The organism is Shinella sumterensis, assembly GCF_004514425.2.
Classification (GTDB): Bacteria; Pseudomonadota; Alphaproteobacteria; order Rhizobiales; family Rhizobiaceae; genus Shinella; species Shinella sumterensis.
On the sequence record NZ_MYFN02000016.1, the window covers coordinates 42,980 to 66,856 of the forward strand.

Here is a 23,877-nt window from a genome sequence, read left to right on the forward strand (position 1 = left end):
GGTCCGTCCCCAATCCCCGTCCGACCATGGCCCTGCGGCCGGTTCCGTTGTCCCCGGAACCGGCCGCTTTCTTTTCACCATCGTCCACAATCAACCGAAAATTAACCCTGTTGGCCGACGCTCCCCGCAGGTTCGACCTCTGGGAATCGCGAGGGAAAGATGGCTGCGGCAACGACGGGCGGGGAAACGCATGCGCCGCTGATTTCCAATCGCCTGCTGACGCGCCTGACCATCGGCGTCGCCGCACTCGCGGCGCTGACGGTCGCGATCAGCCTGGGCGGCCGCCTGATGGGCGAGCGCATCGCGCTGGCCGGCCACACCGAAAGCACCGACGTGCTCGACATCATCGTCGGCCAGGACCATGTCCGCCTTCCCGCCAACACCATCCGCTTCGAGGAACAGCGCAGGATCGGCCGCGCCGAGCGGATCGACCTCTACCTCACATGGCCGGAAATGGCCGGCTACTCGAATGCCGAACGGCTTCGCTTCAACGATGCCGGCCGGCCGGAAAGCCTTGTCTTCCTCAACCTGTCGCAAAGCACGATGTCGAAGGACATGTCGGGGCGGCTCGGCCCGATCTACAGCCAGCTTTTCGACGAACGTTCGCAACCGGGCCCGGCCGGGCTCGTGCTGCGCCGCCTCAAGGGCAATTCGGCCTATGGCGACGAGGTCTTCTTTACAGGCACCCTGCCCGACGGCGCGGATTACGCGGTGCGCTGCATGATGCCGGCAGACGAAAAACAGTCGACCAGCGCCGATTGCCAGCGCGATATCCACATCGGCCGCGATCTTTCTGTGCTTTATCGCTTCTCGAGCAGACTTTTGCCGCAGTGGCAGGCCATCGAGGCCCGCATGCGCGATTATGTCGGCCGCGCCCTCGTCGAGGACGGTCGCGTCCCCACCACCAGAGCCCGATAAAAAAGTACAGGCATCGGCAACCAATGATTCATCATAAACCGATTGGTAACGCTGTGCCGCTACTGTGCCGGGATCAGTCGTCCGGAAACCTCCCGTCCGGGCCACATGTGCAATCCGAGAATGAAGAGTAGCCTAGTGTCCCCTACCGTGTTCCTCGATTTTCTGCCTCGCTCCGTCCAGGCATTTGCCAAAGCGGCGAAAAGTCTGGTGATGGTCGGAATGGTCGCCGCTACTGCGGCCGTCGCTACGCCGGCTCAGGCTAATCCGAAATATGCCGGTATCGTCATCGACGCCAAGACGGGCAAGGTGCTCTACAGCGATAGCGCGGACGAACTGCGCTTTCCCGCGTCCCTCACCAAGATGATGACGCTGTACCTGACCTTCGAAGCCCTCGAAGCCGGCAAGATCAAGCTCAACACCCGCGTCCCCTTCTCCAAGAACGCCGCAAGCGAGCCGCCGACCAAGCTCGGCGTCGGCGTCGGCAACTCGATCACGGTCGAACAGGCCATGCTCGGCCTCATCACCCGCTCCGCCAACGATGCCTCCACCGCACTGGCCGAGATGCTGGGCGGCTCGGAAGAGCGCTTCGCACGCATGATGACGCAGAAGGCCCGCGCACTCGGCATGACGCGCACCGTCTACCGCAATGCCAACGGCCTTCCCAATTCGGCGCAGGTGACCACTGCCCGCGACCAGGCCCGCCTTGGCATCGCGCTGCGCCAGCACTTCCCGCAATATTACGATTATTTCTCGGTCCGCAGCTTCCGCTTCGGCAAGCAGACCATCAACGGCCATAACCGCCTGCTCGGCAGCGTGCGCGGCGTCGATGGCATCAAGACCGGCTATACCCGCGCTTCCGGCTACAACCTCGTCACGTCCGCCCAGGCCGATGGCCGCAGCGTCGTCGGCGTCGTGATCGGCGGCCGTTCGGGTGCTGCCCGCGACCAGCAGATGCGCAAGCTCATCGCCACCTACATGCCGCAGGCCTCCCGTCGCGGCAACGGCGAGCTGATCGCCCAGACCAAGGCCGCGCCGACCCTGACCGCCGAAGTCGCGTCCACGGCCGCAACGGCCTCGGTCGCCGGTGGCCTGGACCTGCCGGAAAACGGCCCTGTGCCGTCCTACCGCTACGAGGAAAGCCGCATCGAGACGGCTTACGCCGCCACGACGGAGCGCAGCTCCGAAGTCGTCGGCAAGCGCGCCCTGGCCGCCACGCTGAAGGTACAGCGCGACGCCGTCCTGCCGCCCGAGGACCTCGCCGGACAGGGCGATGGCGGCGCCGTCGACCAGCTGACGACCTCGGCCGTCGCCAAGGCGACCCAGGCCCTGCCCGCCGGCTGGGTCATCCAGATCGGCGCCACGCCGGACCAGGACCAGGCCCAGAAGCTTCTGGCGAAGGCCAAGGACCAGGGCGGCCGGGCGCTGTCCGCGGCAACCCCCTTCACGGTGGCGGTCAACAGCGGCAGCGCGCAGCTCTACCGCGCACGCTTCGGCGGCTTCGACAATCAGGACCGCGCGGCAGCCGCCTGCAAGGCCCTGAAAAGGAAGGGCTTCGCCTGCTGGGCGAGCCAACAGTAACGAACAGGGGCCGCATCCCTGCGATGCGGTCCGCAAACAAAGCATTCATGCCGCACCGGCCCCGGACAGGTATTGCGTACCGGCGGCTGCGGATGAAGGCAGGTCGAGGCCGCGTACCGGCCCGGCCATCCTCGATAGGTATTGCGTACGAGGCAGATCATGGCGATGAACGAAAACCTCTTCGATGTCCCCTCCGCAGCGCGTGACGGAAAGCGCCGGCCGCTGAAGGGCACGCTCCACCCGCTGCACGAGGCAGCGATGCGGATCGCGGATATCGGGCTCGGCCGTTCCCGCAACAAGACGAAGGACCTGGTCGGGATGCTGCTCGCGCATGGCGCGCGGGCCTGGCGCTCCGGCCAGCCCTCCGCCGGCATCCACCTGCATGTCGGCGTCAACGAGCGCCGCCATCCGGTGCGCCTCCGGCTCCGCTGAGCTTTCGACCATAGCCTATCGGCCCGCCCCCAAGGACGGGCCGTTACTTTATGTGGACGTTCACAGAAGGCCGAGTTCGGCGAGTTCGCGCCGCAGTTCCATCGGCAGGTCGGCGGTGCCCTCGCCCATGTTCTTGAGATCGCGCGGGGCGTCCTCGGCGGTCAGATAGCGCCAGCCCTGGAAGGCGCGGCGCGGCTGGAACTCGGTTTCGATCACTTCGGGCCCCAGCACCAGTTCACAGCGCGAGATGCCGTCGACATCGGTGAAGGTCTTGATGTCGAGGAGGCGCTGCCGCGCCTGCACCTGCCCCTTGATGACCCAATAGAGCGAGCCGCCGTCGAGCAATTCCTGGTCCCGTTTGGGGATCATGCGGGTGATGTGGCTGGAATGCGCCTCCATGCCCGCCGCCATCGCGATCAGCGAGCGTTCGGACACCCATTCGCGCAGGTCGTCGATCGTATCGGCACCGACACAGAGTTTGATGAGATGAAGCGCCATGATGTCTTGAACGCCCTTGCGGCGGCCGGGTCAAGGGGCCGCCGTGTCGCATTCACAGGCAAGAACGGGCCACAGGCAAGCGCGGACGCTCAGCACTCCACGACATTGACGGCAAGGCCGCCGGTCGAGGTTTCCTTGTACTTCTCGTTCATGTCGACGCCGGTCTGGCGCATCGTCTCGATACAGGCGTCGAGCGGCACGAAATGCGTGCCGTCGCCCTTGATGGCAAGTGAGGCGGCCGTCACCGCCTTGACGGCGCCCAGCGCGTTGCGCTCGATGCACGGCACCTGCACCAGGCCGGCAATCGGGTCGCAGGTCATGCCGAGGTGATGCTCCAGCGCGATCTCGGCGGCATTCTCGACCTGTTCGGGCGTGCCGCCCATCACGGCGGCAAGACCGGCGGCGGCCATGGCGGAGGCGGACCCCACCTCGCCCTGACAGCCGACCTCGGCGCCCGAAATCGAGGCATTGTGCTTGATGATCCCGCCGATGGCGGCAGCCGTCAGCAGATAGTCGCGAATGCCGTCCTGGTCGGCATCCTCGTGGAAATGCAGGTAGTAGCGGATGGTGGCGGGCACGACGCCGGCCGCACCGTTCGTCGGCGACGTCACGACGCGGCCGCCGGCGGCGTTCTCCTCGTTGACGGCCATGGCGTAGACGGACAGCCAGTCGTTGGCCAGAAGCGGGTTCACCTTGTTGGAGCGCCACTCTTCCTGCAGCTTGTCGTGGATCGAGCGCGCGCGGCGGCGGACCTTGAGCCCGCCCGGCATGATGCCCTCGTTCTTCAGGCCGCGGTCGATGCAGTTCTTCATCGCCTCCCAGATGCGGTCGAGGCCGGCATTCAGCTCCTCGCGCGACATCGCGGTTTCCTCGTTCGCGCGTTTCATCTGTGCGATCGTCATGTTGGCGCGCTCGGCCATGTCAAGCATCTGCCTTGCGGAAGCGAAGGGGAACGGCACCTTCCTGTCGCTGGAGCGCGCCTTGCTGGAGCGCATCTGCTCCAGTTCCGTATCGGTCACGACGAAACCGCCGCCGACGGAATAATAGACGCGCTTGAGCAGCAGCCGGTCGTCTCGGTCGTAGGCGGAGAAGGTCATGCCGTTGGCATGGCCCGGCAGCGGGTTCTTCTTGTCGAAGATCAGGTCGGTCTTCGGCTGGAAGGCGTAAGCGGGATGGCCGGGCGGCGTGATGCGGCCGGTCCGCTCGACCTCCTCGACGATGGCTTCCATCCGGTCGGGATCGACGCTATCGGGCTTCTCGCCCATCAGCCCGAGAATGACGGCGCGGTCCGAACCGTGGCCGACGCCGGTATAGGCGAGCGAGCCGTGCAGGCTCATGCGGATCGCCGCGACCTGCGCGCCCGAGGGGCGCGGCCAGTCGCTGGAGAGAACCAGATCCAGAAAGCGGTTCGCCGCGGACATCGGGCCCATCGTGTGCGAGCTCGACGGACCGATACCGATCTTGAAGACATCAAAAACCGAAAGGAACATTCCCGGACTTCTCCTTGCCGCGGCAGGCTGTGCTGTGACCGCCGAAGCTACGTTATCACGCGTTGCGTTCATGGCGATCGCCCGACATCGGGTTTTACGGCTGCGACATGCCCCAAAACAAAAACAGCGCGTCCTGGAGGAGCGCGCTGTTTATATAGGGGTTATGGCCCGGTCTTTTCAGATGCCGCCGAAGAGATGGGCGATGACCAGAATGATGCCAAAACCGAGAACTGCACGGACGGTGATGCCCCAGCAGGACTTCTGAGCGGTACTTTCCATGATTTCCCCAAGTGGAAGATGTCGAGCGGCAGCCGTCATCGGCGCCGACGGGCCCTGTTTAATGAAGATTTCATGAAGACGCAATCGGCAAAGATGGCGAAAGCGAGGCGCGCGCCGCATACGAGCCCCGCGCCTGATGCATGACCTGTCGCAAAATCAGACGCTTGCGCGCGGCGCGGCACTTTATGCACCCGCCGCAATCCCGCCGCAGGTCTGAACAACGTGACGGCGGCGTTCGCAGTCGCTTGCAAAATGCAAAAACCGTGGCACAACGCTTTGACATGAGCACCCCGGATCTCGTCGCCCTCGCCCTCTTCATCGTCCTGTGGATCGGGTATTCCTCGATCACCGACCGCAAGCGGCTGTTCAACCGCGTCAGCCTCACCCGCGCGATGAGTTCGCAGCGCGCGCGCTGGATCCGAAACGCCATGCACCGCGACCTGCGCATGATCGACACGCAGATCATGGCGGGCCTTCAGAACGGCACGGCCTTCTTCGCCTCCACGTCGCTGCTGGCCCTCGGCAGCTGCTTTGCGCTGCTCGGCGCCACCGAGCAGGTCTTCGCGATCTTCAACGACCTGCCCGGCGTCTTTCGCGCGAGCCGCGCCGGCTTCGAGATGAAGGTCGGCGGGCTCGCCGTGATCTTCGGCTACGCCTTCTTCAAGTTCGGCTGGTCCTACCGGCTGTTCAACTATTGCACCATCCTCCTGGGCGCCATTCCGATGAGCGGCGAGATCCACAAGGATCCGGCCGGCGCCGACCTCGCCGCCGACCGCGTCATCCGCATGAACATCCTCGCGGCCAAGCACTTCAACATGGGGCTCAGGGCCATCTTCCTGTCGATCGGCTATCTCGGCTGGTTCGTCAGCCCCTATCTCTTCATCCTCACGACCATCGGCATCATCATCGTGCTCGTGCGCCGGCAGTTCTATTCGGAAGCCCGGCTGGCGGTGCTCGAAAGCCTCGACTGAGGCCTTGTCCTCCCCCGATTTGCCACCTTTCGGCCATCCGCCCGGCGCAAGCTTGGCGTGACATTCTATAGTGGATCCATGCAATGCGGCGACCCCGACCCATGACGACGACGGTGATTGACGGAGATGCGCAGGAAACAGGCACGGCGATCCGCCCGCTGCCGCGCATTCCGCTGATCGACCAGGCCCGCGGCGTCGCGCTGATCGCCATGGCGATCTACCATTTCACCTGGGACCTCGGCTATTTCGGCTATATCGACGCGGAAACCGCGACCACCGGCGGCTGGCGCATCTTCGCGCGCCTCATTGCCGGAAGCTTCCTGTTCCTGGTCGGCTTCAGCCTCGTGCTCGGCCACGCCAACGGGTTCCGGCCGAAGCCGTACTTCATCCGGCTGGGAAAGATCGCGCTCGCCGCTGCCGCCATCAGCGTGGCGACGTGGTTCGCCTTTCCCGACACGTTCATCTTCTTCGGCATCCTGCATGCCATCGTCGCGTCGAGCCTGATCGGCCTTCTCTTCGTCCGGTTGCCCGTCGTCGTCACGCTGCTGGCCGCCGCTGCCGCCGTCGCCGCGCCGCTTTACCTGCGCGCGCCGCTGTTCGACCATCCCGCGCTGTGGTGGGTCGGGCTCTCGGTCGACATCCCGCGCTCGAACGACTATGTGCCGCTCCTGCCGTGGATCGCGCCCGTACTGCTCGGCATAGCACTCGCCAGACTGTTCGTCGCAAGCGCACTTCCCGCACGTCTGGCCGGCTTCGGCGACACCACGAAACGCTGGTGGAAAACCCTGCTGGGGCAGGCCGGCCGCCACAGTCTTGCCATCTACCTTGTTCATCAGCCCGTGCTGATCGCGCTCGTCTATGGCGCCTTTCTCGTCAGTCCGCCCGTTGCGGCGAATCCGATGGAAGCGTATACCAAGAGTTGCGCGAAAACCTGCGAGAGCGACCGCAGCGCCGGCTTCTGCCAGAGCTTCTGCAGTTGCACGCTGGACAGTCTGGTGAATGAGAACATGTTCGCGGACCTCAACCGGGGCGCGATAGACGTGACGACGGACGAGCGGATCACCCGCATGTCGTCGCAATGCACGGCAGCAGCCGAGGCGACGACCGACCTGAAGGAGTAGGAATCATGAATGCCTATCGCATGAAACCGCTCGCCTTTCCCTGGCCGCCCTTCATCTATGGCGCGGCCATCGCGGCAGCCTTCCTGCTTCAGGCGTATTTCCCGCTTTCGGTGGCAGAGACCAATATCTGGATCGCGCGCGCGGCCGGCGGCGTGCTGATCGCCACGGCGGTCATCCTCGATGTCTGGGCGATGCGCACGCTGGTCGACTGTCACACGACGATCCTGCCGAACCGTTGCTCCACCCACCTCGTGACGTCGGGCCCCTATCGCTTCACCCGCAACCCAATCTATCTCGGCTATACGCTGGCGACGGCCGGCATCGGTCTTGCGGTGCTCAATCCCTGGTTCATCGTGACGGCCATGGTCGCCGCGGCGCTGACCAGCCTCGTCGCCATCAAGCGCGAGGAACTGCATCTGCTCTCCCGCTTCGGTGTGGATTTCGAGCGCTATTGCCACGACACGACGCGCTGGATCTGAGCCGCGCAGCCCGCCGGGATCCGCCTGTGACGGACTTGCCGACGACGATTACGTGCCCACGCCGATCTCGGCGAGACGCGTCAGACAGGCTTCCTCGACATTGTCGAGCTCGGCCAGGGTCTCCTCGATATCACGCCGCTTCTGGCGCAGCTCTTCCCGCTTTTCGCTGACCTTGGTCATCAGCAGTTCGAGCTGGCCGATCTCGCCCGGCGGATCCTTGTAGACACGGATGATGTCGCGGATTTCGGCGATGGTGAAGCCGATGCGCCGGCCGCGCAGGATTTCCTGGATGAGGCGGCGGTCGGCGGGGCGGAAAAGACGGGTCCGGCCACGGCGCTCGGGATTGATCAGCCCCTCGTCCTCGTAGAAGCGCAGGGTCCGGGTGGATACACCGAATTCACGCGTCAACTCGGTTATGGTATAGTATTTGTCCACGCCTGCTCCGATCCTCTGTGGGTCGGCATTCTATTGACTTTTACGTATAAGTCAATTTTTCCGTCCCTCCGACGCCACTGTGCCCGCTAGCGGACGGCGAACCACCAGGTCGCCAGCCCCAGAAAGGCGAGAAAGCCGACAATGTCGGTGACGGCGGTGACGAAGACGCTGGAGGAGACGGCGGGGTCGGCGCCGGCGCGATCGAGCAGCATGGGGATCATGATGCCGGCAAGGGCGGCGGCGCACATGTTGATCAGCATGGCGGCGGCGATCACGCCGCCGATGTTGAGATCGTGGAACCAGAAGGCCGCCACCGAACCGATGGCAAGGCCGAACGCCAGGCCGTGCAGCACGCCGACGCCCGCCTCGCGCCGCACGACGCGCCAGGCATTGTGAATATCGAGGTCGCGGGTGGCGAGCGCGCGCACCGTGACCGTCATGGTCTGCGAGGCCGCATTGCCGCCCATGCCGGCGACGATCGGCATCAGCACGGCAAGGGCCACGATCTCCTCGATGGTCGCCTCGAACATGGAGATGACGGAGGCCGCAAGGAAGGCGGTGAGCAGGTTGACCAGCAGCCAGGGCGCTCGCGACCGCACGGTGTCGATGGTGGTGTCCGACAGCTCTTCGTCGCCCACGCCGCCGAGGCGCATCAGGTCTTCCTCCGCCTCTTCCTGGATGACGTCCACCACGTCGTCGATGGTGAGGACGCCGACCAGACGGCCGTTCTCGTCTACCACGGCGGCGGAGAGAAGGTCGTACTGCTCGAAAAGCTGGGCCGCCTCTTCCTGGTCCATGTCGGCCGGGATGGGGTGGTTCGTCTCGCGCATGACCGTCTCGATCTTCGCACTGCGCGGCGTGCGCAGAATGCGGTCGAGATCGATGGCGCCGAGCAGGCGGAAGGTGGGGTCGATGACGAAGATCTGCGAGAAGCTCTCCGGCAGGTCGGCATCCTCGCGCAGGTAATCGATGGTCTGGCCGATGGTCCAGAACGGCGGTACGGCGACGAACTCCGTCTGCATGCGCCGGCCCGCGGTGCTCTCCGGGTAATCCAGCGAACGGCGCAGGCGGATGCGCTCGGTAAACGGCAGCTTCGACAGGATCTCGTCCTGGTCGGCCTCGTCGAGGTCTTCCAGAATGTAGACGGCGTCGTCCGAATCCATCTCGCCGATGGCCGCGGCGATCTGCTCGTTGGGCATGTGCTCGACGATGTCGAGACGGATCGCCTCGTCGACCTCCGTCAGCGCGGACAGGTCGAAGTCGTCGCCCAGAAGCGAGACGAGCTGGTGGCGCTGCTCCGGCTGGATGGCCTCCAGAAGATCGCCCAGTTCCGATTCATGCAGCCGCAGGACATGGCGGCGCAGGAACAGGAGGTCGCGGTCGGCAATCGCCGCGCCGACATGCATGAGGAAATCCGAGCGGATCGAACCATCCTCGGCATAGATATCCTCGGGCGGGAAATTGGCCTGCTCGGTCTGCCCCGCGCGGATACGGTCGTCGTCACCGGTGTTTTCCATCGGGGCGCTCCTTGTATCGGCTTGTCCCGCGCGGCAGGTTTGCGAAGCGGGAACGATTGGGATTGCTGGGCAGGGCTCGGCGCGAAGCACCGGTCGGGAGAGCCTCGCTTTCCATCGTGCTAAAGCAAAGCGCCCGGCCGGTCCATTGTCGAACACGGCAAATGGTAGGGCGGCGAAAGAATTTAACAAGCTGTTGCAAATCAACGCTAATCACGCCGCTTCGACCGCCGCGCGATGGCGGGCATTTCTCGCATGGCGCAAACACGCTAGGAACACGCCAGCAACATATCAGCGGAGCAATCATGGCGATCCTGCCCATCCTGCGCTTTCCGGATCCGGGCCTGCGCACGGCCTGCCGGCCCGTCACCATCTTCGACAGCCGTCTGGCGGCGCTTGCCGGCGACCTTGCCGATACGATGCGCGCGGCACCCGGCATCGGCATCACGGCGGCCCATGTCGGCATTTTGGAACGCCTCACGGTGATCGAGCTCGACGGCCCGGCCTCGCAGCGCGTCTATGTCAATCCGCAGGTCACCTGGTCCTCGCCGGACATGCAGCGCCACATGGAGGGAAGCGTCTCCATGCCCGGCGTGACGGACGAGGTGGAGCGCCCTGCCCGCATCCGCGTCTCCTGGCAGGACCTCGAAGGCCAAAACCATGAGGAGGAGGCGGACGGCCTTCTCGCCGTCTGCCTGCAGCACGAGATCGACCAGCTCGACGGTATTTTCTGGATCGACCGCCTCTCGCGGCTGAAACGCGAGCGCATCGTCAAGAAGTTCCGGAAGGCCGGCGCCTGACGCGCAGAAAGGTCGGAACCACACGCGGGTCAACACGTTTTGGGTCTATCCATCCCCGTGAAAAGGAGAAGACCGATGGTCACCGCAAACCAGATTCGCGAACATATGGAAGTCAAGGCTGCCGACGGCCGCCATGTCGGCACGGTCGACCACATGGAAGGCGACAGCCGTATCAAGCTGACCCGCAGCGATTCCGACGACGGCCAGCACCACCTCATCCCGCTCGACTGGGTCGATCACGTCGATTCCCACGTGCACCTCAACAGGGATGCCGACGACGTGAAGCGCGAATGGTCGTCCATCAACTGACCGCATCTGTCACGAACCACCAGGGAAGCCCGCCGAAAGGCGGGTTTTCCGTATCCGGACGACGCGGCACCCCTCGCCCCGATCGCGCCGCTTTCCCTCAACGACAAAAAATTGTTCGAGAGCGACGCGCCGCTCTTGCCAAAACCCGGGCAAGGCCGTTATCTGGAATCGACCTCGCTGGGAGAAACCGGCTGCCTCGATGAAGGTAGCGCCGGTGCCGAAGGAGCAACCGCCCCGGAAACTCTCAGGCAAAAGGACCAGCAAGGTGCCGTCGAAACTCTGGAGAGAAGCGCGCGAGCGCTCGCCGAAGGGATAACAATCTCAGGCGAAGGGACAGAGGGGGCTCAGGAGAACGGCGCAGCTGCGCCTGAATTGTGAGCCGGCGCCTGAAGGATCAGGCGCCCAACGACCGGAGGGCGCCTTTGGACGGATCGTCTGAACTCAAGAAAACCCCGCTTCACGCGCTGAACGTCTCGCTCGGCGGCCGCATGGTGCCGTTTGCCGGCTATGACATGCCTGTGCAATATCCCGCCGGCGTGATGAAGGAGCACCTTCACACACGCGCCGCCGCCGGCCTGTTCGACGTGTCCCATATGGGCCAGGTCACGGTGCGCGCCCGCTCCGGCGACAACACGGATGCGGCCCGCGCGCTGGAAACGCTGGTGCCGGTCGATATCGTCGGCCTTCCCGAAGGCCGCCAGCGCTACGCGCTCTTCACCAACGACCAGGGCGGCATCCGCGACGACCTGATGATCGCCAACCGCGGCGACCACTTCTACGTGGTGGTCAACGCCGCCTGCAAGGACGCCGACTTCGCCTATATGCAGGAGAAGATCGGCGACGTCTGCGACCTGACGCTGCACGACGACCGCGCGCTGGTCGCCTTGCAGGGGCCGCATGCCGAGGCCGTGCTGGCGGAACTGTGGGCGGACGTGTCGGCCATGCGCTTCATGGATGTGCGCGCCTGCGACCTGCACGACGCCCACTGCATCGTTTCGCGGTCCGGTTACACCGGCGAGGACGGGTTCGAAATCTCGATTCCCGCCGCCCTCGCCGAGACGGTGTGCCGGCGCCTGCTCGATCATCCCGACGTGCTGCCCGTCGGCCTCGGCGCGCGCGATTCGCTCCGCCTCGAAGCCGGCCTCTGCCTCTACGGCAACGACATCGACACCGGCACGACGCCGGTCGAAGCCGGGCTGGAATGGGCGATCCAGAAGGTCCGCCGCACGGGCGGTGAACGCGCTGGGGGCTTTCCGGGCGCCGACGTCATTCTCGACCAGCTTGAAAACGGCGCCGCGCGCCGCCGCGTCGGCCTGCGCGCCGAGGGCCGCGCCCCGGTTCGCGCCGGCGCAGTCCTCGCGACCGACCCGGAGGGGCAGGATATCGTCGGCACCGTGACATCGGGCGGCTTCGGCCCTTCCGTCGATGGACCCGTCGCCATGGGCTATGTCGACGGCAAGGCGGCCGCTCCCGCAACAGAGCTCTATGCGGGCGTGCGCGGCAAATTCCTGCCCGTCACCGTCACCGCCATGCCTTTCGTCAAGAACACCTTCAAGCGCTGATCGGCGCGCACCATTCCCATTCCAGAGAGGAACAAACATGCTGAAATTCACCGAAGAACATGAATGGCTGAAAATCGAGAACGGAGTCGCCACCGTGGGCATCACGACGCATGCCGCCGAACAGCTCGGCGACCTCGTCTTCGTCGAACTGCCCGAAGTCGGCGCGAGTTTCGAGAAGGGCGGCGACGCGGCGACGGTCGAATCCGTGAAGGCGGCTTCCGACGTCTATTGTCCGCTTGACGGAGAGATCGTCGAAATCAACGAGGCGATCACCGCCGATCCCTCGCTCGTCAACAGCGACCCGCAGGGTGCCGGCTGGTTCTTCAAGCTGAAGCTCGCCAATGCGGCCGATGCCGACAGCCTGCTGGACGAAGCCGCCTACAAGGAGCTTGTCGGCTGATGAACCTTCCCAAGGACTTCGCCTTTACCGATTACCAGCCCTACGATTTCGCCAACCGTCGCCATATCGGCCCGTCGCCGAAGGAAATGGAGGCGATGCTGAAGGTGATCGGCTATGACAGCCTCGATGCGCTGATCGACGATACCGTGCCGAAATCGATCCGCCAGACGAAGGCGCTCGAATGGGGTGCGGCGATGACCGAGCGCGAGGCGCTCGACAAGCTGCGCGAGACCGCCAACCGCAACAGGAAGTTCGTCTCGCTGATCGGCCAGGGCTACTATGGCACGATCACGCCGCCGGTCATCCAGCGCAATATCCTGGAAAACCCGGCCTGGTACACCGCGTATACGCCCTATCAGCCGGAAATCAGCCAGGGCCGCCTCGAGGCGCTCCTGAACTACCAGACCATGGTCTGCGACCTGACCGGCCTCGACGTGGCGAATGCCTCGCTGCTCGACGAGGCGACGGCGGCGGCCGAGGCGATGGCCATGGCGCAGCGCGTGGCGAAGTCCAAGGCGACCGCGTTCTTCGTCGACGAGAACTGCCACCCGCAGACGATCGCGCTCCTCAAGACCCGTGCCGAGCCGCTCGGCTGGCAGATCATCGTCGGCGACCCCTTCACCGATCTCGATCCCGTCGACGTCTTCGGCGCGATCTTCCAGTATCCCGGCACCTATGGCCATGTGCGTGACTTCACCGGCCTGAACGCGCGCCTGCACCAGACCGGCGCGATCGCCGTCATGGCGGCCGACCCGCTGGCGCTGGCGCTGCTCAAGTCGCCCGGCGACATGGATGCCGACATCGCCATCGGCTGCACGCAGCGCTTCGGCGTCCCCGTCGGCTATGGCGGGCCGCACGCGGCCTATATGGCGGTGAAGGATGCCTACAAGCGCTCCATGCCGGGCCGCCTCGTCGGCGTCTCCATCGACGCGCGCGGCAACCGTGCCTACCGCCTCTCCCTCCAGACCCGCGAACAGCACATCCGCCGCGAAAAGGCGACGTCGAACATCTGCACCGCGCAGGTGCTGCTCGCCGTCATGGCCTCGATGTATGCCGTCTTCCACGGTCCGCAGGGCCTGAAGGCGATTGCCCAGAGCGTTCACCAGAAGACGGTGCGCCTCGCCAAGGGCCTGGAAAAGCTCGGCTTCACCGTCGAGCCCGACATGTTCTTCGACACGATCACCGTCCATGTCGGCAAGCTGCAGGGCATCATCCTGAAGACGGCGGTGGCGGAAGAGGTGAACCTGCGCAAGATCGGCAACGACCGCATCGGCATCAGCCTCGACGAACGTTCCCGCCCCGTCACGCTGGAGGCCGTCTGGCGCGCCTTCGGCGGCGACTTCGAGGTCTCGGAGTTCGAGCCGGATTACCGCCTGCCGGGCGATCTGCTGCGCACCAGCGAATACCTGACGCATCCGATCTTCCACATGAACCGCGCCGAAACCGAGATGACGCGCTATATCCGCCGCCTCTCCGACCGCGACCTCGCGCTCGACCGCGCGATGATTCCGCTCGGCTCGTGCACGATGAAGCTCAACGCGACGGCGGAAATGCTGCCGATCACCTGGCCGGAGTTTTCCGAAATCCATCCCTTCGTGCCGGCCGACCAGGCGCAGGGATACCGGCATCTCATCGAGGACCTGTCGCAGAAGCTCTGCGACATCACCGGCTACGATGCCGTCTCCATGCAGCCGAATTCCGGTGCGCAGGGCGAATATGCCGGACTGCTGACGATCCGTGCCTATCACCTCGCCAACGGCGACACACATCGCGACGTGTGCCTCATCCCGACCTCCGCGCATGGTACCAACCCGGCTTCCGCGCAGATGGCCGGCATGAAGGTCGTCGTCGTGAAAGTGTCCGAGAACGGCGATATCGATATGGAGGATTTCCGAGCGAAAGCAGAGCAGTACGCGCAAAACCTCTCGTGCTGCATGATCACGTATCCGTCGACCCACGGCGTGTTTGAGGAGAATGTGCGCGAGATTTGCGACATCGTGCACAGCCATGGCGGCCAGGTCTATATCGACGGCGCCAACATGAACGCCATGGTGGGCCTCGCCCGCCCCGGCGATATCGGCGGCGATGTCTCGCATCTCAACCTGCACAAGACCTTCTGCATCCCGCATGGCGGCGGCGGCCCGGGCATGGGACCGATCGGCGTGAAGGCCCATCTGGCGCCCTACCTGCCGGAAAGCCCGCTGACGGGCGAGGCCGGTGCGGTTTCGGCAGCCCCCTTCGGCTCGGCCTCGATCCTGCCGATCTCCTGGAGCTACTGCCTGATGATGGGCGGCGCCGGGCTGACGCAGGCGACGAAGGTGGCGATCCTCAATGCCAACTACATCGCCGCCCGTCTCAAGGGCGCCTATGACGTGCTCTACAAGTCCGCCAAGGGACGTGTGGCGCATGAATGCATCATCGACACGCGCCCGCTGGTCGACAGCGCGGGCGTCACCGTCGATGACGTGGCCAAGCGCCTGATCGATTGCGGCTTCCACGCGCCGACCATGAGCTGGCCCGTTGCGGGCACCCTGATGATCGAGCCGACCGAATCGGAGACGAAGGCCGAGATCGACCGCTTCTGCGATGCGATGCTGGCGATCCGCGAGGAAGCCCGCGCCATCGAGGAAGGCCGGATGGACAGGGCCAACAATCCGCTGAAAAACGCGCCGCACACGGTGGAAGACCTCGTCGGCGAATGGGATCGCCCCTATTCGCGCGAGCAGGCCTGCTATCCGCCGGGCGCCTTCCGCGTCGACAAGTACTGGTCGCCGGTCAACCGCGTCGACAATGTCTATGGCGACCGCAACCTCGTCTGCTCCTGCCCGCCGCTGGAGGACTACGCGGACGCGGCGGAATAGCCCGCCAAACGCATTCGAACCCCGGCCGATCGATCGGCCGGGGTTTTCCGTTTCGGGCAGGGAAAGGTCAGGGCGAGACGGCGACGTCCACCCAGAAACGCGTAAAGCCCTCCGCGAACTCGCGGTAGCCGCTCAGCGTCGAGGGTTTCACGGCATACGCATTGGCGCCGCTTTCATAGGCGCGGTTGATGTCGGTCATACTCGACGAAGAGGACAACATGATGACGGGCGTGACCGCCGTGCGCGGCCGGCTGCGCAGCCGCTTCAGGAGATCGACGCCGCTGGTGCCGGGCATGTTGATGTCGAGCAGGATATAGTCGAAGACCTCGGCATCGAGACGGTCGCTTGCCGCCTTCGCATCCGAGACATGGGTAATATCGAGCGTGCTGCCGGCGTCGCTGAAGGCGCGCAGCACGAAACGCACATCCACGGGATCGTCATCGACGACGATCATCTTCCTCGCCAGGCCTCCCACGATCGTTCCCCCTTGGCTTCGCGGTTTGCGGAAACGTCACGACGAAGCGTGCGCCCGGACCATAGGTCGTGTCAAGGGTGATCAGGCCGTTGTGGCTTTCCGCGATCCGGCGCGCCAGCGCCAGGCCGATGCCGGTGCCCTGGTAGACGGCTTCGTTGCGGTGCAGCCGCTGGAAGACTTCGAAGATGCGGTCGACATGCTGCGGATCGATGCCGATGCCCTCGTCCTCCACGACGAAATCGAGCCCCGCCTCGTTTTCCCGGCAGTAGACGCGCACGACCGGCGCGCATTCGGGGCGGCGGTATTTCAATGCATTGCCGATGAGATTCTGCGCGAGGCGCTTCAGGAGTTCGCGGTCACCCATGACCGCGGGCATGTCGGCGACTTCCACGGTTCCACCGCTTTCCTGCACGTGGCTTTCGAGCAGCGCCAGCGCATCGTGTACCACGCCGGACAGGTCCACCGGCTTGGGCGCGGCGATGCGATAGGCGATCTGCGAATATTCCAGCAGACTGTCGATGATGCGCCGCATGCGCGCCGCGCTCTTGCGCACATGATCGGCATAATGCGGCAGCTCGGCGAATTCCCCGCGATGCAGGTCCTCCGAAATCATCTCCGCGAACATGGAAAGATGGCGCAGCGGCGCCTTGAGATCGTGCGAGACCGTGGCGGTGAACTGGTCGAGCGCCTCGTTCTTGCGGCGCAGCTCGTCCGCCTGCGCTTCCACCCGGGCCTGCTGCCGCTTCGTCTCGGTGATGTCGCGGCCGACCGCCACCACCTCGCAAACGCCGTCGTCGTCGAAGGTCGCCACGGCCGTCCAGAGCATCCAGTCTTGCTGGCCATCGGCGCCCTGCGTGCAGATCTCCCGCGTCCTGACCGGCTGTTCCGGGGTATAGCCGGCGATATCGATCAGGGCGGCCGTCTGCTCGGGCGCACAGGCGACATCGCGCAGGCAGGCCCCGATCAGCGCATCGGCGGTCGCGCCGACATGCTGCGCGTAGCTGTCATTGGCGAAGAGGATGGAAAGGTTGCGGTCGAACCGCACGATCATGTCGGGCAGGATCTGCAGCAGCGAGAAGTACTCGCGCCGCTTTTCCTCCAGCGCCGCCTCCGTGCGCTTGAGCTCCGTCACGTCGATGCGCAGCGCCACGATATCGCCGGTCTCCGCCACATGGCTTTCGGCGCGAAGCCAGCGGTCGTCGCCGAAGCTGAAGACATCGCCGCCGCTGCCCGCGCTGCGGTGGCTGGCCAGACGCTCGCGCACCATCGCCTCGGCCTCCGGCGTGCCCTCGCGGATGCCCGGGAACATGCCGGCGCGAACATTGGCGCGCACGATGCTCTCGAAGGTCGCGCCGACGCGCACGGCCTCGCGCGCCTTGCCGCAGCGCTCGCGATAGGAGCGATTGAACAGGACGAGCCGCTCGTGCCGGTCGAAGATGGCAAAGCCCTCCTCCATCGTGTCGAGCGCGGAGGCGATGCGCTGGCCAAGCAGGATCTGCTCGCCGTGGCTGCCGCCGCTGAGCAGGCTGCGCAGGAGAAGCGCGTAACGCGGGCCGTCCGTCTCGCCGGGCAGCGCAATGACATGGGCCGTGGCTTCGAGCCCGGCATTCCTGTCGACCTTGAAGAGGAAAGGATGGGCGTTCTCCCGCCCGCCGGCTGCATGACGCGCGAGCGTATCGGCAATGGCGGGGTCGTCTATGACGGGCGAGCCCGGCGCGCTTGCATGGCCCGCGACCCGGGCGAAGACGCGGGCGGCCGCATCGTTGCAGGACAGGACGCACGCCTGCGCGTCGACGATCAGAACGGGAAACGGCAAATCCTGGTAAAGTGCGGCGGCAAAATCCATCATCGCCCGCCCTCCTTCGCGCTCAGGCCGGCATCAAGCCCTTCGCCGGCTGCGGGAGCCTAGGCAAAACGGCGGACGAAGAAAAGATGCAGGCAGGGCGTTTTTGCAGGTCAGGCGCGCACGGTTGGCTGGCCGGCGGCCGCCAGCGCGGCAAGGTCGGCGGGCTTCAGCTCGACCGATTCGCCGCAGCCGCAGGCGGAGGTCTGGTTGGGATTGTGGAAGGTGAAACCGGAGCGCAGCGTCGTCACCTCGAAATCCATCTCGGTGCCGAGCAGGTAGAGCACGGCCTCCGGCGCCACCCAGACGCGGGCGCCGTTCTTTTCGATCAGGTCATCCTTGGCATTGGGTTCGGTGACGAGGTCGATGGAATATTCCATGCCTGCGCAGCCACCCTTCTTGATGCCGACGCGAATGCCCGAAGCGCCGTCGCCGGCATTGTCGACAATGGCTTTCACCCGGTCCGCCGCCGCATCCGTGAGGGTCATAACTGCAAAGGCCATGGTCATTTCTCCTTCGGCCTGACGGGTTCAAGGCCCGACGGTTCCGACTCTGAATCTAGTGCCGCCGGCCGCCGCGATCAATAGCGGAGCGCCGCCCGGCCTCGCCCTCAATACCAGCCGACGGCGACCTGCGCCTCTTCCGACATGCGGTCGGGCGTCCACGGCGGATCGAAGGTCATGGAAACCTCGACGCCGGACACGCCTTCGACGGCGCCCACGGCGTTTTCCACCCAGCCCGGCATTTCGCCGGCGACGGGGCAACCCGGCGCCGTCAGCGTCATGTCGATCTTGACCATGCGGTCGTCTTCGATGTCGATCTTGTAGATCAGGCCGAGTTCGAAGATATCGGCCGGGATTTCCGGATCATAGACCGTCTTCAGGGCGGCGATGACATCGTCCGACAGGCGCGCCAACTCATCGGCCGGGATGGCCGAATGCACGATGCCTTCACGGACGTCGATCTTGTCTTCGGTTGCGTCGAGGGACATGTTCCACCTCCTCAGGCGAAGAATTTGCGGGCATGGTCGAGCGCGTCGGCCAGGGCATCGACTTCGGCGCGCGTGTTGTAAAGGCCGAACGATGCCCGGCATGTGGAGGTCACGCCGAAGCGTTTCAAGAGCGGCTGCGCACAATGGGTGCCGGCGCGCACCGCAACCCCTGCCCGGTCGATGACCATGGAGACGTCGTGGGCGTGGATGCCTTCAAGCTCGAAGGAGAAGATCGAGCCCTTGCCGGGCGCCGTGCCGAAGATCTTCAGCGAATTGATCGCGGACAGCCGCTCATGGGCATAGTCGCGCAGATCCGCTTCATGCGCGGAAATCGCAGCGCGGCCGACGCTCTCCATATAGTCGAGCGCATAGCCGAGCCCGATCGCCTGCACGATGGGCGGCGTGCCGGCCTCGAAACGATGCGGCGGGTCGTTGTAGGTGACGATATCCTCGGTGACGTCGACGATCATCTCGCCGCCGCCCTGGAAGGGACGCATCTCCTTCAAGCGGTCCGTCTTGCCGTAGAGCACGCCGATGCCGGACGGGCCGTAGAGCTTGTGGCCGGTCATGACATACCAGTCGCAATCGATGTCGCGCACGTCGACCGGCATGTGCACCGCGCCCTGCGAGCCATCGACCAGGACCGGAATGCCGCGTTCGCGGGCGATACGGCAGATTTCCTTCACCGGCACGATCGTGCCCAGCGCATTGGACATATGCGTGATGGCGATGAGCTTGGTGCGCTCGGTGAGGCACTTCTCGAAGTCTTCGATGTGAAAGGCGCCCGCATCGTCCACCGGCGCCCAGACGAGCTTGGCGCCCTGCCGCTCGCGGATGAAATGCCACGGCACAATGTTGGAGTGGTGCTCCATGATCGACAGCACGATCTCGTCGCCTTCGCCGATCTTCGGCATCCCGTAACCGTAAGCGACGGTGTTGATCGCCTCGGTGGAGGATTTCGTGAAGACGATCTCGTCGACCGAGGAAGCGTTCAGGAAACGGCGAACCTTCTCGCGCGCCGCCTCATAGGCGTCGGTCGCCGCATTCGACAGAAAGTGAAGGCCGCGATGCACGTTGGCATATTCGTTCGAATAGGCGCTGGAGATCGCGTCGATCACCGACTGCGGCTTCTGCGCGGAGGCGCCGTTGTCGAGATAGACCAGCGGCTTGCCATAGACCGTCTTCGACAGGATCGGGAAATCCTTGCGGATCGCCTCGACATCATAGGTCTTTGCCGGCACATGTTCCATCTCGATGATCCTTGCTTAAGCAGTCCCGCAGGCAAGCGACGCCCGCCTGCCGGGATTGCCCAGGGTTACGCGTGCTTTTCGAGCCAGGCGGCGATCACGCCTTCCAGGGCTTCGACCAGCGGCTCGTCTTCCAGCTCCTCGACGATCTCGGCGACGAAGGCGTTGACCAGCATGGCGCGTGCCTTGTTTTCCGGGATGCCGCGCGCCATCAGGTAATAGAGCTGCGTGTGGTCGATATCGATCACGGTCGCGCCGTGGCCGCACTGCACGTCGTCGGCGAAGATTTCCAGCTCCGGCTTGGCCGAGAAGTCGGCCTCGTCGGACAGGAGCAGCGTGTTGCACGACATCTTCGCGTCGGTCTTCTGGGCATCGGGCGCCACACGGATCTGGCCCTGGAAGACGCCCTTGGCGCGATCGAAGATCACGTTGCGGATGACTTCCGTGGAGGTCGTGTTCGGCACGTCGTGGCCGACCGTGAAGGTCACGTCGTTGTGCGTCTCGCCGCCCAGCAGGTTGATGCCGCGCAGCACGAGATCAGAACCCTCGCCCGACACCACGACATGGATTTCCTGCCGCACGAGCTTGCCGCCGGCATTGATCACGTAGAGGCGAAGCTTCGCGTCGGTGCCCAGCGTGATGCGGATCTGGCCGAGATGGGTATCGGCTGCGCCCTGCGCCTGGAGAATGATCCAGGTGACCTCCGCGCCATCCGAAAGCGTGATGTCGCTGACGGTCGTGACGAAAGCGGCGTTCTCGCCGGTCGCCACATGACGCTCGATCACGGTCGCCTTGGAATTGGCGCCGAAGGTCGCCGGGAAACGCGTATGCGTCTGGCCGGCATTCTGCGTCGTCTGGATTTCGACGGGGTTCCCAAGTTCGGCACCGGCAGGAATGTCGAGCACGAAACCGTCGCGCACGAAGGCGCCGTTGAGGCGGCCGATCGTGTCGTCGCCATCGCGGGCGATGAGGCCGGCGGCGGCGGAGCCGTCGATGAGGGCATCCGCAAAGCGGGTCACTGACACGCCATCGGCGGACGCCCGCTTGTCGGCGACGCCGTTGACGACCGACAGCACGTTTGCGCCCTCGACGAGCGGCTCGATCCGGTCGGCGGCGGCCGCCGGATCGAAGGCCGGAACGGCGCGCAGCAGAGCCTTGAGGTCGGTGTAATGCCACGCCTCGATGCGGCGCGTCGGAAGGCCGGCTTCCTTGAAATCGCTGATCAGCACATCGCGCGCCGCCAGCACGGCGCCATCGCCCGGCAGTTCGCCGATGGCCTGGTCATAGGCGGCGCACAGCGCCGTTTCGGCGACGGAAAGCGTCTTGCCTGTCTGCATGTTCATGAGATCACTCCTTCGCCATGCTTCAGGCAGCAGCCCCGATGATGTCGGCATAGCCGTTCGCTTCCAGCTCATGCGCCAGCGTCTTGTCGCCGGACTTGATGACCTGGCCCTTGTAGAGGACATGGACCGTATCGGGCACGATATAGTCGAGCAGGCGCTGGTAGTGGGTGATGACGATAACGGCCCGGTCGGGCGAACGCAGCGCGTTGACGCCGTCGGCCACGATCTTCAGCGCGTCGATGTCGAGGCCGGAATCGGTCTCGTCGAGAACACACAGCTTCGGCTCCAGCAGCGACATCTGCAGGATTTCGGCGCGCTTCTTCTCACCGCCGGAGAAGCCGACATTGAGCGGACGGCGCAGCATTTCCGGCGCAATCTTGAGTTCGGCGGCGGCTTCCTTGACGCGGCGCATGAAGTCCGGCGTCGTCAGCTCGTCCTCGCCGCGCGCCTTGCGCTGCTCGTTCATCGCGACCTTGAGGAACTGCATGGTGGCGACGCCGGGGATTTCGACCGGATACTGGAAGGCCAGGAAGATGCCCTTGGAGGCGCGCTCGGCCGGGTCGAGTTCCAGAATGCTCTCGCCGTTGTAGAGGATGTCGCCCTCGGTGACTTCATAGTCCTCGCGGCCGGACAGGATATAGGAGAGCGTCGACTTGCCGGAGCCGTTCGGCCCCATGATGGCGGCGACTTCGCCGGCCTTCACAGTGAGGTTCAGGCCGCGGATGATCTCGGTGCCGTCTTCGGCGATGCGGGCGTGCAGGTTCTTGATTTCAAGCATGGACATATCCTTTTCGGACGAATTCGTGGTGTGGCGCGCGGATCTCGCGCGCCTGAACTTCAATGAATGGAGGTCAGCCGACCGAGCCTTCCAGCGAAATCCCGATGAGCTTCTGCGCCTCGACGGCGAATTCCATCGGCAATTCCTGGATGACTTCCTTGACAAAGCCGTTGACGATGAGGGCAATGGCCGCTTCCGTCGGGATGCCGCGCTGCAGGCAGTAGAACAGCTGGTCCTCGGAGATCTTCGAGGTGGTCGCTTCGTGCTCGAACTGCGCCGTCGCGTTCTTCGCCTCGATATAGGGCACGGTATGCGCACCGCACTTGTCGCCGATCAGGAGCGAGTCGCACTGGGTGAAGTTGCGCGCGTTCTCCGCCTTGCGGTGGGCCGAAACCTGGCCGCGATAGGTGTTGTTGGAGAAACCGGCGGAAATGCCCTTGGAGACGATGCGGCTCGACGTGTTCTTGCCGAGATGGATCATCTTGGTGCCCGAGTCGATCTGCTGATGGCCGTTGGAAACGGCAATCGAGTAGAACTCGCCGCGCGAGCCATCGCCGCGCAGGATGCAGGACGGGTACTTCCAGGTGATGGCGGAGCCGGTCTCGACCTGCGTCCACGAGATCTTGGAATTCTTGCCCCGGCAATCGCCGCGCTTGGTGACGAAGTTGTAGATGCCGCCCTTGCCGTCCTTGTCGCCCGGATACCAGTTCTGGACGGTGGAATACTTGATTTCGGCATCATCCAGCGCGACCAGCTCGACGACGGCGGCGTGCAGCTGGTTTTCGTCGCGCTGCGGCGCGGTGCAACCTTCGAGATAGGAGACGTAGGCGCCCTCTTCCGCGATGATCAGCGTGCGCTCGAACTGGCCGGTGTTCTTCTCGTTGATGCGGAAATACGTCGACAGCTCCATCGGGCAACGAACACCCTTGGGCACGAAGACGAAGGACCCATCCGTAAAGACGGCTGAGTTGAGCGTCGCATAGAAGTTGTCGGTCGTCGGTACGACGGTGCCGAGATACTTCTTCACGAGATCGGGATACTCACGGATGGCTTCGGAGATCGACATGAAGATCACGCCGGCCTTCTTCAGCTCTTCCTTGAAGGTCGTGACGACCGAGACCGAATCGAAGACGGCATCGACGGCGATCTTCGACGTCTGCACGCCAGCCAGGATTTCCTGTTCACGCAACGGAATACCAAGCTTTTCGTACATCTTCAGAAGTTCCGGATCGACTTCGTCGATGGACTTCGGGCCGGTCTGATTCTTCGGCGCGGCATAATAATGGAGATCGTTGAAGTCGATCTTCGGATAATTGACGCGCGCCCAGGTGGGCTCTTCCAGCGTCAGCCAGCGGCGATAGGCCTCAAGACGCCATTCGAGCATCCATTCCGGCTCGTCCTTCTTCGCCGAGATGAAACGGATGATCTCCTCGGAAAGACCCTTCGGGGCCTTTTCCATTTCGATGTTCGTTTCGAAACCGTATTTGTACTGGTCGACGTCAATCTGACGGACCTGATCGATCGTTTCCTGCACCGCAGGCATGTCGTTCTCC

23 protein-coding genes and 1 riboswitch are annotated in these 23,877 nt (G+C 64.6%); of the genes, 11 read left to right on the forward strand and 12 right to left on the reverse strand.

The genetic code is table 11. The features are described 5' to 3' along the window. Nucleotides 1-159: 159 nt before the first annotated feature. From B5M41_RS22760 to B5M41_RS22770, 3 genes are all read left to right on the forward strand, one after another. Entirely contained in the window at nt 160-918 is a 759-nt protein-coding gene (locus B5M41_RS22760) for a hypothetical protein (RefSeq protein ID WP_134650756.1), read from the forward strand. A 120-nt stretch (nt 919-1,038) separates the two neighbouring features. Continuing rightward, nucleotides 1,039-2,496: an SPOR domain-containing protein gene (locus tag B5M41_RS22765; protein WP_134650757.1), complete on the forward strand. Its 1,458-nt coding sequence runs from the start codon at nt 1,039-1,041 to the stop codon at nt 2,494-2,496. A 159-nt stretch (nt 2,497-2,655) separates the two neighbouring features. Next, complete coding sequence (locus B5M41_RS22770; RefSeq protein WP_134650758.1) at nt 2,656-2,928, forward strand: hypothetical protein; 273 nt, start codon at nt 2,656-2,658, stop codon at nt 2,926-2,928. A gap of 60 nt (nt 2,929-2,988) precedes the next feature. On the opposite strand, the gene B5M41_RS22775 is transcribed toward B5M41_RS22770, so the two are convergent. Both B5M41_RS22775 and B5M41_RS22780 read right to left on the reverse strand, forming a co-directional pair. Further along, nucleotides 2,989-3,426, reverse strand: a complete 438-nt coding sequence (locus tag B5M41_RS22775; protein WP_134650759.1) for a DUF1489 family protein — start codon at nt 3,424-3,426, stop codon at nt 2,989-2,991. An 89-nt stretch (nt 3,427-3,515) separates the two neighbouring features. Then, entirely contained in the window at nt 3,516-4,916 is a 1,401-nt protein-coding gene (locus tag B5M41_RS22780; RefSeq protein WP_134650760.1) for an L-serine ammonia-lyase, read from the reverse strand. A 560-nt stretch (nt 4,917-5,476) separates the two neighbouring features. Here B5M41_RS22780 and B5M41_RS22785 point away from each other — a divergent pair. The 3 genes from B5M41_RS22785 to B5M41_RS22795 all read left to right on the forward strand — a co-directional run bounded on the left by B5M41_RS22785 (nt 5,477) and on the right by B5M41_RS22795 (nt 7,766). Beyond that, a complete protein-coding gene (locus B5M41_RS22785) occupies nt 5,477-6,166 on the forward strand; it encodes a DUF599 domain-containing protein (protein WP_134650761.1) in 690 nt (229 codons plus the stop codon). Between the two features lie 101 nt (nt 6,167-6,267). After that, entirely contained in the window at nt 6,268-7,287 is a 1,020-nt protein-coding gene (locus B5M41_RS22790; protein ID WP_134650762.1) for a DUF1624 domain-containing protein, read from the forward strand. A gap of 5 nt (nt 7,288-7,292) precedes the next feature. Continuing rightward, nucleotides 7,293-7,766: a methyltransferase family protein gene (locus tag B5M41_RS22795; RefSeq protein ID WP_134650763.1), complete on the forward strand. Its 474-nt coding sequence runs from the start codon at nt 7,293-7,295 to the stop codon at nt 7,764-7,766. Nucleotides 7,767-7,814: 48 nt separating this feature from the next. Here B5M41_RS22795 and B5M41_RS22800 read toward each other — a convergent pair whose 3' ends face one another. Together B5M41_RS22800 and mgtE are read right to left on the reverse strand one after the other, a co-directional pair. Next, nucleotides 7,815-8,201 (reverse strand): MerR family transcriptional regulator, encoded by a 387-nt coding sequence (locus tag B5M41_RS22800; RefSeq protein ID WP_134650764.1) that lies wholly within the window; start codon nt 8,199-8,201, stop codon nt 7,815-7,817. Nucleotides 8,202-8,287: 86 nt separating this feature from the next. Further along, on the reverse strand, nt 8,288-9,718 hold the full coding sequence (gene mgtE / locus B5M41_RS22805; RefSeq protein ID WP_134650765.1) for a magnesium transporter: 1,431 nt from the start codon (nt 9,716-9,718) through the stop codon (nt 8,288-8,290). 302 nt (nt 9,719-10,020) lie between these two features. Here mgtE and B5M41_RS22810 point away from each other — a divergent pair, with 302 nt between their 5' ends. The 5 genes from B5M41_RS22810 to gcvP all read left to right on the forward strand — a co-directional run bounded on the left by B5M41_RS22810 (nt 10,021) and on the right by gcvP (nt 15,647). Further along, entirely contained in the window at nt 10,021-10,515 is a 495-nt protein-coding gene (locus B5M41_RS22810) for a peptide deformylase (protein WP_134650766.1), read from the forward strand. 75 nt (nt 10,516-10,590) lie between these two features. Then, nucleotides 10,591-10,824 (forward strand): DUF2171 domain-containing protein, encoded by a 234-nt coding sequence (locus B5M41_RS22815; protein ID WP_134650767.1) that lies wholly within the window; start codon nt 10,591-10,593, stop codon nt 10,822-10,824. A gap of 168 nt (nt 10,825-10,992) precedes the next feature. Continuing rightward, nucleotides 10,993-11,094, forward strand: a riboswitch (glycine riboswitch). Between the two features lie 152 nt (nt 11,095-11,246). Beyond that, nucleotides 11,247-12,386, forward strand: coding sequence for a glycine cleavage system aminomethyltransferase GcvT (gene gcvT, locus B5M41_RS22820; protein ID WP_134650768.1), 1,140 nt, complete (start codon nt 11,247-11,249; stop codon nt 12,384-12,386). A gap of 37 nt (nt 12,387-12,423) precedes the next feature. Then, nucleotides 12,424-12,786, forward strand: a complete 363-nt coding sequence (gene gcvH / locus B5M41_RS22825; RefSeq protein WP_134650769.1) for a glycine cleavage system protein GcvH — start codon at nt 12,424-12,426, stop codon at nt 12,784-12,786. Then, nucleotides 12,786-15,647 carry an aminomethyl-transferring glycine dehydrogenase gene (gene gcvP, locus B5M41_RS22830; RefSeq protein ID WP_134650770.1) on the forward strand — a complete coding sequence of 954 codons (2,862 nt, stop codon included), beginning with the start codon at nt 12,786-12,788 and terminating at the stop codon, nt 15,645-15,647. The genes gcvH and gcvP overlap by 1 nt, the downstream gene beginning before the upstream one ends. A gap of 67 nt (nt 15,648-15,714) precedes the next feature. On the opposite strand, the gene B5M41_RS22835 is transcribed toward gcvP, so the two are convergent. The 8 genes from B5M41_RS22835 to sufB all read right to left on the reverse strand — a co-directional run bounded on the left by B5M41_RS22835 (nt 15,715) and on the right by sufB (nt 23,867). Next, the gene (locus tag B5M41_RS22835) at nt 15,715-16,101 is read right to left on the reverse strand and encodes a response regulator (protein WP_134650771.1); all 387 of its coding nucleotides are present in this window, start codon (nt 16,099-16,101) and stop codon (nt 15,715-15,717) included. Continuing rightward, the gene (locus tag B5M41_RS22840) at nt 16,085-17,971 is read right to left on the reverse strand and encodes a sensor histidine kinase (RefSeq protein ID WP_134650772.1); all 1,887 of its coding nucleotides are present in this window, start codon (nt 17,969-17,971) and stop codon (nt 16,085-16,087) included. Before B5M41_RS22840 ends, B5M41_RS22835 begins: the two co-directional genes overlap by 17 nt. A 107-nt stretch (nt 17,972-18,078) precedes the next feature. Next, on the reverse strand, nt 18,079-18,468 hold the full coding sequence (gene sufA / locus B5M41_RS22845; RefSeq protein ID WP_134650773.1) for a Fe-S cluster assembly scaffold SufA: 390 nt from the start codon (nt 18,466-18,468) through the stop codon (nt 18,079-18,081). A gap of 107 nt (nt 18,469-18,575) precedes the next feature. After that, nucleotides 18,576-18,956, reverse strand: coding sequence for an SUF system Fe-S cluster assembly protein (locus B5M41_RS22850; RefSeq protein WP_134650774.1), 381 nt, complete (start codon nt 18,954-18,956; stop codon nt 18,576-18,578). 11 nt (nt 18,957-18,967) lie between these two features. Beyond that, nucleotides 18,968-20,206 (reverse strand): cysteine desulfurase, encoded by a 1,239-nt coding sequence (locus B5M41_RS22855; protein ID WP_134650775.1) that lies wholly within the window; start codon nt 20,204-20,206, stop codon nt 18,968-18,970. Between the two features lie 65 nt (nt 20,207-20,271). After that, nucleotides 20,272-21,546: a Fe-S cluster assembly protein SufD gene (gene sufD / locus B5M41_RS22860; protein ID WP_134650776.1), complete on the reverse strand. Its 1,275-nt coding sequence runs from the start codon at nt 21,544-21,546 to the stop codon at nt 20,272-20,274. Nucleotides 21,547-21,568: 22 nt separating this feature from the next. Then, the gene (gene sufC / locus B5M41_RS22865; RefSeq protein ID WP_119258299.1) at nt 21,569-22,324 is read right to left on the reverse strand and encodes a Fe-S cluster assembly ATPase SufC; all 756 of its coding nucleotides are present in this window, start codon (nt 22,322-22,324) and stop codon (nt 21,569-21,571) included. A gap of 73 nt (nt 22,325-22,397) precedes the next feature. Next, the gene (sufB, locus tag B5M41_RS22870) at nt 22,398-23,867 is read right to left on the reverse strand and encodes a Fe-S cluster assembly protein SufB (RefSeq protein ID WP_134650777.1); all 1,470 of its coding nucleotides are present in this window, start codon (nt 23,865-23,867) and stop codon (nt 22,398-22,400) included. Nucleotides 23,868-23,877 lie beyond the last annotated feature (10 nt).

Bases quoted from the DNA above. Each gene is read 5' to 3' on its own strand.
- B5M41_RS22760 (WP_134650756.1), top strand. From the start codon at position 160: ATGGCTGCGGCAACGACGGGCGGGGAAACGCATGCGCCGCTGATTTCC.
- B5M41_RS22765 (WP_134650757.1), top strand. From the start codon at position 1,039: ATGAAGAGTAGCCTAGTGTCCCCTACCGTGTTCCTCGATTTTCTGCCT.
- B5M41_RS22770 (WP_134650758.1), top strand. From the start codon at position 2,656: ATGGCGATGAACGAAAACCTCTTCGATGTCCCCTCCGCAGCGCGTGAC.
- B5M41_RS22775 (WP_134650759.1), bottom strand. From the start codon at position 3,426: ATGGCGCTTCATCTCATCAAACTCTGTGTCGGTGCCGATACGATCGAC.
- B5M41_RS22780 (WP_134650760.1), bottom strand. From the start codon at position 4,916: ATGTTCCTTTCGGTTTTTGATGTCTTCAAGATCGGTATCGGTCCGTCG.
- B5M41_RS22785 (WP_134650761.1), top strand. From the start codon at position 5,477: ATGAGCACCCCGGATCTCGTCGCCCTCGCCCTCTTCATCGTCCTGTGG.
- B5M41_RS22790 (WP_134650762.1), top strand. From the start codon at position 6,268: ATGACGACGACGGTGATTGACGGAGATGCGCAGGAAACAGGCACGGCG.
- B5M41_RS22795 (WP_134650763.1), top strand. From the start codon at position 7,293: ATGAATGCCTATCGCATGAAACCGCTCGCCTTTCCCTGGCCGCCCTTC.
- mgtE (WP_134650765.1), bottom strand. From the start codon at position 9,718: ATGGAAAACACCGGTGACGACGACCGTATCCGCGCGGGGCAGACCGAG.
- B5M41_RS22810 (WP_134650766.1), top strand. From the start codon at position 10,021: ATGGCGATCCTGCCCATCCTGCGCTTTCCGGATCCGGGCCTGCGCACG.
- B5M41_RS22815 (WP_134650767.1), top strand. From the start codon at position 10,591: ATGGTCACCGCAAACCAGATTCGCGAACATATGGAAGTCAAGGCTGCC.
- gcvH (WP_134650769.1), top strand. From the start codon at position 12,424: ATGCTGAAATTCACCGAAGAACATGAATGGCTGAAAATCGAGAACGGA.
- gcvP (WP_134650770.1), top strand. From the start codon at position 12,786: ATGAACCTTCCCAAGGACTTCGCCTTTACCGATTACCAGCCCTACGAT.
- B5M41_RS22835 (WP_134650771.1), bottom strand. From the start codon at position 16,101: ATGATCGTCGTCGATGACGATCCCGTGGATGTGCGTTTCGTGCTGCGC.
- B5M41_RS22840 (WP_134650772.1), bottom strand. From the start codon at position 17,971: ATGATGGATTTTGCCGCCGCACTTTACCAGGATTTGCCGTTTCCCGTT.
- sufA (WP_134650773.1), bottom strand. From the start codon at position 18,468: ATGGCCTTTGCAGTTATGACCCTCACGGATGCGGCGGCGGACCGGGTG.
- B5M41_RS22850 (WP_134650774.1), bottom strand. From the start codon at position 18,956: ATGTCCCTCGACGCAACCGAAGACAAGATCGACGTCCGTGAAGGCATC.
- B5M41_RS22855 (WP_134650775.1), bottom strand. From the start codon at position 20,206: ATGGAACATGTGCCGGCAAAGACCTATGATGTCGAGGCGATCCGCAAG.
- sufD (WP_134650776.1), bottom strand. From the start codon at position 21,546: ATGAACATGCAGACAGGCAAGACGCTTTCCGTCGCCGAAACGGCGCTG.
- sufC (WP_119258299.1), bottom strand. From the start codon at position 22,324: ATGCTTGAAATCAAGAACCTGCACGCCCGCATCGCCGAAGACGGCACC.
- sufB (WP_134650777.1), bottom strand. From the start codon at position 23,867: ATGCCTGCGGTGCAGGAAACGATCGATCAGGTCCGTCAGATTGACGTC.